Below are 7,721 nucleotides of genomic sequence, written 5' to 3'. Positions count from 1 at the left end.
CGACCGATGCGCGACGCCCGCCCGTCACGGGCCCGTCCGATCAGCCCAGCAGCGCGGCCAGTTCGGCCACCGACCCGAGCACGTGGGTCGCGCCGTCGGCCCGCAGGCGGGCCTCGTCGTGGGCGCCGGTGAGGACGCCGGCGACGACCGAGGCGCCGGCCCGGGTGCCGGTCAGCATGTCGTAGCCGGTGTCGCCGGCGACGGCGATCCGGCGGACCGAGTCGGTACCGGTGCGCAGCAGGGCGGTGAGTGCGAGGTCGGGGTACGGGCGGCCGCGGCCGGCCTCGGCGGGGCAGAGGGTCAGGTCGGCGATGGACTGCCAGCCGAGGGCGTCCAGGATGCGGTCCTGGGTGGCTCGGGAGAAGCCGGTGGTGAGGACCACCTTGCGGCCCTGGCCGCGCAGTTCGGCGATGGCCTCGGCGGCGCCGGGAAGCGCGGCGCAGTGACCGGCGTCGACCAGGTCGTGGTAGGCGGCCTCGAAGGCGGTGTTGGCCCGCTGCGCCTTCTCCTCCTCGCCGAACAGGTGACGGAAGACGGAGATCTTGGACTCGCCCATGGTGGCCCGAACGTGGGCCAGCATCGGGTCGAACTCCGGGCTGCCGGCCTCGACGCCGAGCGCCGCGGCGGCCGCGGTGAAGGCCTGCTCGACGAGGCCGTCGTCGGCGACGGTGGTGCCGGCCATGTCGAGCACGACCAGGTGGATGTCGGTGGTCACGACAACGCTCCTTACAGGTTGGCGAGTTCGGCGGTGGTCTCGGCGATGGCGGGCGAGCAGGTCATGCCGCGCCCGCCCGGGCCGGTGACCAGCCAGACGCCGTCGCGCACGCGCTCGCGGTGGACGACCCGGGTGGAGTCGACGCACTGGGCGTACACCCCGGCCCAGCGGCGGCGGATCCGCGGCATCGGGCGGCCGAGCAGTTCCTCGACGACGCCCACCAGGTGGTCGTACGGGTCCTCGACGACGTCGAAGCCGAACGGCTGGTCGTACTCGTGGGTGTCGCCGATGGTCAGGCCGCCGTCGCGGCGCTGGACCATCAGCAGCTGCATCTTGTGCTCGGCGGCGACCGGCGGCTGCGGCTGGGTCTCGCGCAGCCGGTCCAGGGCGGTGCCGGTGAAGGCGGGGTAGTAGCGGAAGCTGTCACCGTCGGCGACGGAGGTGGTCAGGGTCTCGCCGAGCGGGTCGGTCTGCATCATCTGGAGGCGGACCCGGCGTACGGGCAGGGCGGGGGCGAGTTCACGGACCAGGCCGCCGAGCCAGGCGCCGGTGCAGAGGATCACCAGGTCGCCGGTGTGGACGTCGCCGTGGTCGTCGCGGACGGCGTTCTCGCCGACCACCTCGCGCACCTCGCGCCCGGGCAGGAAGGTGTACCGGCCGGTGGACTCCAGGTACCCGCGCAGCGCGCGCTGGGCGGTGCGGGGCTCGACGGCGGCGTCGCGCTCGCACCACAGGGCGCCGAGCAGCTTGCCGCGCAGGGCCGGGTTGACGGCGCGGGTCTCGTCCGGGTCGAGCAGCCGGTAGCCGCGGGCGGCGGCGTCCGGCAGGGTCAGGGCCTGCTCGGCGACGGCGCGTTCGGCCTCGGTGCGGATGGCGGTGAGCGATCCGTTGGCCCGGAAGCCGAGGTCCGGGACGCGGGCGCCGATGGCCTCCCACAGTTCGCGGGCGCGCAGCGCGGTGTCCAGCTCCTCGCCCTGCGCCCGGCCGCTGACCCAGACCAGGCCGAAGTTGCGCACCGAGGCGCCGCGCGCCTCGGCCTCGCGCTCCAGGTGGACGACCTCGTGGCCGCGCTCGACGGCCTGCCAGGCGTGCATGGTGCCCAGCACGCCTGCTCCTACGACGATGACTCTCATGCGGCCAGGCTGGTGCGCCCAGGTGTCCGAGGGGCGTCGCACTGCGGTCCCGCAGATGAACCACCCGAAAAGTTGTACAGACAACCTGACGGTCATCGTGACCGACTACGACCGCACCACCCGCGCCCGCAGGTAGTTGCGCCGGCCGAAGTTCGGCTCGTCCACCGCCGTCAGCCCCTCCACCTGGAACCGGTACAACGCCGCCGCCCCGCCCCCGGTGAGGAACTGCCGCCGGACCTCCTCGTCCTGCGCGAAGGCCGGGTAGCGTCCCTGGTAGGCGGCCAGCGCCGCCTCGGCCTGCCGCCCCCAGGCCTCGCTCGCGCTGCCGGTCAGCTGGAGGCCGCGCAGCTGTTCACCGAAGACCGGCGGCGGCAGGAAGACCGTGGCGGCGGCCCGGGCCTCCTCGGTCAGGTGGTGGCTGTGCCGGGTGGAGCGCTCGCTGACGAAGTAGAGGACGAGGTCGTCGTCGTACGCGAAGAAGGCCAGATTGGCGTGCGGGCCGTGCTCGTGGCCCGCGGTGGCGAGGGTGAGCACCATGGCCTCGGCCAGCAGCCCCTCGACGCCCTTGTGCAGCAGGTCGCCCGGCCAGTCCCCCTGCGTGATGTCGAGTCGGTACGGCATTCGGCACTCCCTTCGCCGGCACGCCCGGCGCCCTCGCGCCCGAGCACGACTGAGCCGGGCGGGCGCCCCCCCCTGGGGAGGCCCCACGCCCGGCTCACATGCTCCACCCGCCGTCCGAAACCGGACAAGGGGGCAGGCGGACCAACCACGTGACGACGGCGGAGGTCAGTGCCGCCGCGCGGAGTACGACGGGTACCCGTGGCTGACCACCGGCAGCTCGCCGGGCCCGAGCAGCGGCCGCAGCGCGCTCGCCCGCATCCGGTCCACCAGCGGCCCGCAGCGTCCGGCGAGCGGCGCCAGCACCACCGCGACCAGCAGCCCGACCAGCGCGCCCGCCGCCACGTCGTGCGGGTAGTGCACGCCGACCCAGACCCGGGAGACGGCCATCAGCACCGCGAACAGGCCGGCCACCCAGCCGAGCCGCCGGTTGACGAACCAGAGCGAGGCGGCTGCGGCGAAGGCGATCACCGAGTGGTTGCTCGGGAAGGACCAGTCCCCCGCGGCCGGGCAGGTCTCCAGCGCGACGCTGCCGGGGATCTGCGCGCAGGGCCGCAGTTCCTCGACCCCACCCTTGAGCACCGAGTTGACGCCGTACGCGAGGACCACGATCACCGGCGAGGCCAGCACCCTGGCCATCACCGTCGAGTCCGCGCCGCGTGCCCGCCACCACGCGTAGACCATGAAGACCGCGAACAGTCCGAGGCCGAGCGCCGACCAGACCTTGATCAGCTCGTCCAGCCAGTGCGGGGCCGACTGGGCCCAGCCGTTGACCCGGGTGTACAGGTCGCCGTCGATGCCGCTGCCGTCGTACACGGCGAGCGCCCGTGAAGGCATCACGCGTCACCTCCGTGACGTCGCGCCTGACGGGCGCGGAACAGTTCGAGAACAATGGGGAGCACGGAGATAACTACTACCAGACCGATGATCGGCAGCAGATATCCGTCGATTCCGGGAATGGACGAGCCGAGCCCGTACCCGGCGAACACCACGCCGACCGTCCAGACCGCGCCTCCGGCCACCTGCCAGAGGGTGAACGAGCGGACCGGCACTTCGAGTACGCCGCAGAGCGGATTGAGCACCGTACGGACCACCGGGATGAACCGGGCGAGCACGATCGCCTTGCCGTGGCCGTACTTGGCCAGCAGTTCCTCGGCCCGCGCCACGCCGTCCAGCAGGCTCCTGCGCCGACTGCGCCGCAGCAGCGCCCGGCCGCCGCGCCGGCCGATCAGGTAGCCGACCTGGGCTCCGACGAGCGCGCCGGCCAGGGCGGCGGGCAGCACCTGCCACAGCTCCAGCTGCGGCCCCTGGGTGGCGCCGGGCACGCAGAGCAGTCCGGCGGTGAACAGCAGCGAGTCGCCGGGCAGGAAGAAGCCCACCAGCAGGCCGGTCTCGGCGAACAGCACCACGGCGATGCCGAGCGCGCCGAAGGCGGCGAGCAGTGAGGATGCGTCCAGCGGGTTCACCGCGAGGTGAACGGCCGGATCGGCGAGGAACTGGAGCAAGGCCGACGGACCTCCCGTACGTTGGGGGGGCGGTTCACACGGGAACCCGCCCGAACCGTCTACAGTTCCGTAGACGGTCTACATGACTGTAGACGAAAGTTGGAGGAAGCGCCGCCATGCCCGACGTACCGTCCGCCCGCCGGCCCGCCGGGGAGCTGGAGGCCGAGGTGCTGGCCGCCCTCTGGTCCGCCCGACAGCCGATGACGCCGCAGGACGTCCAGGCCGCGCTCGGTGGGGACCTCGCCCGCACCACCGTCGCGACGATCCTGGCCCGGCTGTTCGACAAGGGGACGGTCGTGCGCACCCGGGCCGGCCGGGCCTACGCCTACACCCCGACCGTCCAGGACACCGCGGGGCTCGCCGCCCGCCGGATGCACACCGAGCTCGGCCGCGAGGCCGACCGCTCCACCGTGCTGGCCCGCTTCGTCTCCGACCTCTCCGCCGAGGACGAGCGGCTGCTGCGCGAACTGCTCGGCGACGGCGCCCCGGAGGCGGACGCCGTGAGGCCGGACACTGCGGGGCCGGACGCGCCGGGAGCGGCCGGCCGATGATGCTCGCCGTCTGGGTCCCGCTGCTGCTGCCCTTCCTGGCCGCCCCGCCGGCCCGTCGCCTCGCCGAGGCGCTGCCGCCGCGCGCCGCCGCCTGGATGCTGGCCGGCAGCGCCGCCGTCCTGGCCGGCGGCACCCTCTGCTCGCTCGGCCTGCTGGCCACCGACGGTCTGCTCCAGCTCCCGCCGGTCGCGGCCCTCGGCCACCTCTCGCTGCCATGGCTCACCGCGGCCGCGCCCGACGCACCGTTCGCGGCCGCGCTGGCCGCCCTGGCGCTCCTCGCGCTCGGCGCGCTGGCGGTGCGCACCGCCCGCCGGCGGCTGCGGGAGCTGCGCACCGCCCGGGCCGCGCTCCCGGCCCACGAGCACCGCGCGGCGCCCTGCGGCGAGCTCCGTACGGAGCCGTTCGACGGCCACCCCGCGGACCATGCCGACGGTCACCGTACGGACCGACCCGGCACCCACCGGCCGGACCGCGCCCCCTCCTCTGCCCGGCATTCGGACATGCGCCCCCCAGGCGCCTCCGTGCGCCGGTCACGCACCCCGGCGTGGCTGACCGCCCTGCTCCGGCCCACCGCGCTGCTCCGGCCCGCCGACCACCCGCTCACCGTCCTCGACGACGAGTGCGCCGACGCCTTCGCCCTGCCCGGGCGCCTGGGCCTCCCCGGCAGGCCGGGCGAACCCGGCCGGATCGTGGTCACCTCCGGCATGCTGCGTGCCCTCACCGCTCCCGAACGCTCCGCCCTGCTCGCGCACGAACGGGCCCACCTGACCGCCCGCCACCACCTCTTTCTCTCCCTCGCCGAGCACGCCGCCGGCGTCCACCCGGCACTCCGCCCGCTGCGAGCGCCCCTCGGGTACCACCTGGAGCGCTGGGCCGACGAGGTGGCAGCGGCCCGGGTCGGCGACCGTGCCGTGACCGCCCGCGCGGTCGGCCGGGCCGCCCTGGCCGCGAGCCGTTCCCCCTGGCCGGCCCGCCCCCGGCTGGTGCCTGCCGCCCACTCCGGCCCGGTCCCGCGCCGGGTCGCCGCACTGCTCCAGCCCCGCCCGGCCACCGCCCCCGGCACCTGGCGTCGGGCCGCCGCCGTGGCCCTGGCCGCCTGCCTGACGCTGAGCACCGCCGCCACCCTGCAGGCCACCGCCGACCTGCACCACACCGTGGAGGCGGCCCAGCAGGGCTCCGGCGCCCAGCGCTGACCCCGCCCGGATGCGGGCCCGCCCTCGAACGCCCACCGGGCGTCCCGGGGCCGGGGCCGCATCCGTACCGTCCGGTTTGCCGACTTGCCGGACCCCATCCCCAGCGGCCCACCGCACCCGTACGCTTTCGTCAGCGCGTCGGCCCCGACGCGTCCTCGAACGGCGGCGAGGAGCAACGCGAGTGCGGCAGACCGGACGGCAGTCCCGACGACCAGAGCGCCGCACCCCGCCGACCGCGGCGGAGCTGGCCAAGGTCCACGACCGCACCCTCGCCGACGCCGCCGCCCGGGAACTGGCCGCTCCCGCCCTCACCGAGCAGGCCGGCGGCCCCGGCCTGCTCGAACCCCGCCCCGAGATCGGCGACTCCTGGGCCCGGCTGCGCCGCCTCGGCCTCGACCCCGACACCGGCGCCGCCGCCGTCCTGCTGGGCCCCGGCGAAATCGAACAGCGCCGACGCACCAGCGGGCTCGACACCGTCCTGCCGGTGCTGCGCGAGACCCTGCTGGAGGTGGGCGGCGCGGCCCCGCTGCTGCTGGCCGTCGCCGACGCCGAGGGCCACGTGCTCTGGCAGGAGGGCGAGCGCGGTCTGCGCCGCAGCGCCGACCGGATCGGCTTCACCACCGGCGCCCGCTGGATCGAGGAGAGCGTCGGCACCAACGGCATCGCGGTCGCCCTGCGCACCCGGCGCCCGATGCACGTCCACTCCGCCGAGCACTACCTGCGCAGCCACCACTCCTGGACCTGCGTGGCCGCGCCGGTGCGCGACCCCGGCACCGGACAGCTGGTCGGTGCCGTCAACCTGAGCGGCCCGGCGCACAGCGTCCGCCCGTACCTGCTCCAGCTCACCGCCACCGCCGCCCGGCTCGCCGAGACCGAGCTGCGCGCCCACCGGCTGGAGGCGCTGCACCAGCTGCGCGCCCTGGCCGCCCCGCTGCTCGCCCGGGTCGGCGGCCCGGCGCTGGTGGTGGACGCGGCCGGCTGGACCGCCGCCGCGGCCGGGCTGCCGCCGCCCAGCCGGCTGCGGGTGCCCAGCGAGGGCTGGGCACCGGCCACCGTGCACTGGGTGCCGGGCCTCGGCGAGTGTGCGCTGGAGCCGCTCGCCGACGGCTGGCTGGTGCGCCCCGTCCGACCGCCCGAGGAGGACGGCGCCGGCACGGTGACCGCCGAACAGGCCGAGGGCGCCCACCTCCGGCTCGACCTGCGCCGCCCGGACCGCGCCGAGCTGTCCGTCCGGGGCGCCGCCGACAGCTGGTCGCACCCGCTCAGCCCGCGCCACGCCGAACTGCTGCTCCTGCTCGCCACCGGACGCGAGGGCAGCACCGCCGCCCAGCTCGCCGAGGCGCTGTTCGGTGACGCGGGCCGAACGGTGACGGTCCGTGCCGAGCTGTCCCGGCTGCGCCGCTACCTGGGCGGGCTGCTGGCCCACCGGCCCTACCGGATCGCCGAGTCGGTGCTGGTCACCGTGGACGGGCCGGACGACCCGTACGACCTGCTGCCCGCTTCCTCGGCCCCGGCCGTCCGACGGCTGCGGGCCGCACTGGCCGCGGGGACGGCCCGGCTGCCCGGCGCGCCGTCACTCCCACCGCCGTGCGCCGCCGCGCCGCCGGAGCGTCGCTGACGCCCCGCCCTCAGCCGTCCGCGAGCAGTGCGGCCAGCTCGGCGTCGGTGGGGCCGCAGCGGCGCTCCTGGCGCTCGGAGACCAGCGCGTAGGTGCGGTCCAGCCAGGCCTGCACCCGGGGCCTGGAGGCTTCCAGCAGTGCGCTGCCGTGCGGGGATTCGAGCGCCAGGTGCACCGTCGCGCCGTGGCACGGGCAGTACGCCGGCCACAGTTTGACGTCGCCCTGGCCGCTCAGCGTGCGCAGGCCGTCGCGCAGCAGTTCGCGCGAGAACACCCAGTCGGCCTCGTCCGGCCGCCCCAGGTGGAAGGTCAGCAGCACCTCGTACGGGCGCGCGGCGTCGAACCGCAGCCTGGTGCGCACCTCGCCGACCACGTCCTCGCCCAGCGA

Annotated in this window: 9 protein-coding genes; 3 read left to right on the top strand and 6 right to left on the bottom strand. The window is 75.8% G+C overall.

Annotation, left to right across the window (positions count from 1 at the left end; genetic code table 11):
- Positions 1–40: 40 nt before the first annotated feature.
- From ACFU7Y_RS35570 to ACFU7Y_RS35550, 5 genes are all read right to left on the bottom strand, one after another.
- Positions 41–715, bottom strand: coding sequence for a phosphonatase-like hydrolase (locus tag ACFU7Y_RS35570; protein WP_380770837.1), 675 nt, complete (start codon positions 713–715; stop codon positions 41–43).
- An 11-nt stretch (positions 716–726) separates the two neighbouring features.
- Complete coding sequence (locus ACFU7Y_RS35565; RefSeq protein ID WP_380770836.1) at positions 727–1,848, bottom strand: TIGR03364 family FAD-dependent oxidoreductase; 1,122 nt, start codon at positions 1,846–1,848, stop codon at positions 727–729.
- A 105-nt stretch (positions 1,849–1,953) separates the two neighbouring features.
- A complete protein-coding gene (locus ACFU7Y_RS35560) occupies positions 1,954–2,469 on the bottom strand; it encodes a pyridoxamine 5'-phosphate oxidase family protein (protein ID WP_224281281.1) in 516 nt (171 codons plus the stop codon).
- Positions 2,470–2,634: 165 nt separating this feature from the next.
- The gene (locus tag ACFU7Y_RS35555) at positions 2,635–3,303 is read right to left on the bottom strand and encodes a phosphatase PAP2 family protein (RefSeq protein WP_380770835.1); all 669 of its coding nucleotides are present in this window, start codon (positions 3,301–3,303) and stop codon (positions 2,635–2,637) included.
- Positions 3,303–3,971 carry a DedA family protein gene (locus tag ACFU7Y_RS35550; RefSeq protein ID WP_224281279.1) on the bottom strand — a complete coding sequence of 223 codons (669 nt, stop codon included), beginning with the start codon at positions 3,969–3,971 and terminating at the stop codon, positions 3,303–3,305. The genes ACFU7Y_RS35555 and ACFU7Y_RS35550 overlap by 1 nt, the downstream gene beginning before the upstream one ends.
- A gap of 116 nt (positions 3,972–4,087) precedes the next feature.
- Between ACFU7Y_RS35550 and ACFU7Y_RS35545 the strand changes: the two genes are divergently transcribed.
- From ACFU7Y_RS35545 to ACFU7Y_RS35535, 3 genes are all read left to right on the top strand, one after another.
- Positions 4,088–4,522 (top strand): BlaI/MecI/CopY family transcriptional regulator, encoded by a 435-nt coding sequence (locus ACFU7Y_RS35545; protein ID WP_224281278.1) that lies wholly within the window; start codon positions 4,088–4,090, stop codon positions 4,520–4,522.
- A complete protein-coding gene (locus ACFU7Y_RS35540; protein ID WP_380770834.1) occupies positions 4,519–5,715 on the top strand; it encodes a M48 family metalloprotease in 1,197 nt (398 codons plus the stop codon). Before ACFU7Y_RS35545 ends, ACFU7Y_RS35540 begins: the two co-directional genes overlap by 4 nt.
- 181 nt (positions 5,716–5,896) lie before the next feature.
- Complete coding sequence (locus ACFU7Y_RS35535) at positions 5,897–7,333, top strand: GAF domain-containing protein (protein WP_380770833.1); 1,437 nt, start codon at positions 5,897–5,899, stop codon at positions 7,331–7,333.
- Between the two features lie 10 nt (positions 7,334–7,343).
- Here ACFU7Y_RS35535 and ACFU7Y_RS35530 read toward each other — a convergent pair.
- Positions 7,344–7,721: SsgA family sporulation/cell division regulator (locus ACFU7Y_RS35530; protein ID WP_380770832.1), on the bottom strand; the 378-nt coding region annotated here is incomplete at its 5' end.

The organism is Kitasatospora sp. NPDC057542 (assembly GCF_042801945.1).
In the GTDB taxonomy this organism is placed as follows: Bacteria; Actinomycetota; Actinomycetes; order Streptomycetales; family Streptomycetaceae; genus Kitasatospora.
The sequence above is the reverse complement of the archived record's forward strand: the minus strand, read 5'-3'. Positions and strand labels throughout refer to the sequence as shown.

Excerpts from the sequence above, each read along its gene's own strand:
- ACFU7Y_RS35565 (WP_380770836.1), bottom strand. The coding sequence starts at position 1,848 with ATGAGAGTCATCGTCGTAGGAGCAGGCGTGCTGGGCACCATGCACGCC.
- ACFU7Y_RS35560 (WP_224281281.1), bottom strand. The coding sequence starts at position 2,469 with ATGCCGTACCGACTCGACATCACGCAGGGGGACTGGCCGGGCGACCTG.
- ACFU7Y_RS35555 (WP_380770835.1), bottom strand. The coding sequence starts at position 3,303 with ATGCCTTCACGGGCGCTCGCCGTGTACGACGGCAGCGGCATCGACGGC.
- ACFU7Y_RS35545 (WP_224281278.1), top strand. The coding sequence starts at position 4,088 with ATGCCCGACGTACCGTCCGCCCGCCGGCCCGCCGGGGAGCTGGAGGCC.
- ACFU7Y_RS35540 (WP_380770834.1), top strand. The coding sequence starts at position 4,519 with ATGATGCTCGCCGTCTGGGTCCCGCTGCTGCTGCCCTTCCTGGCCGCC.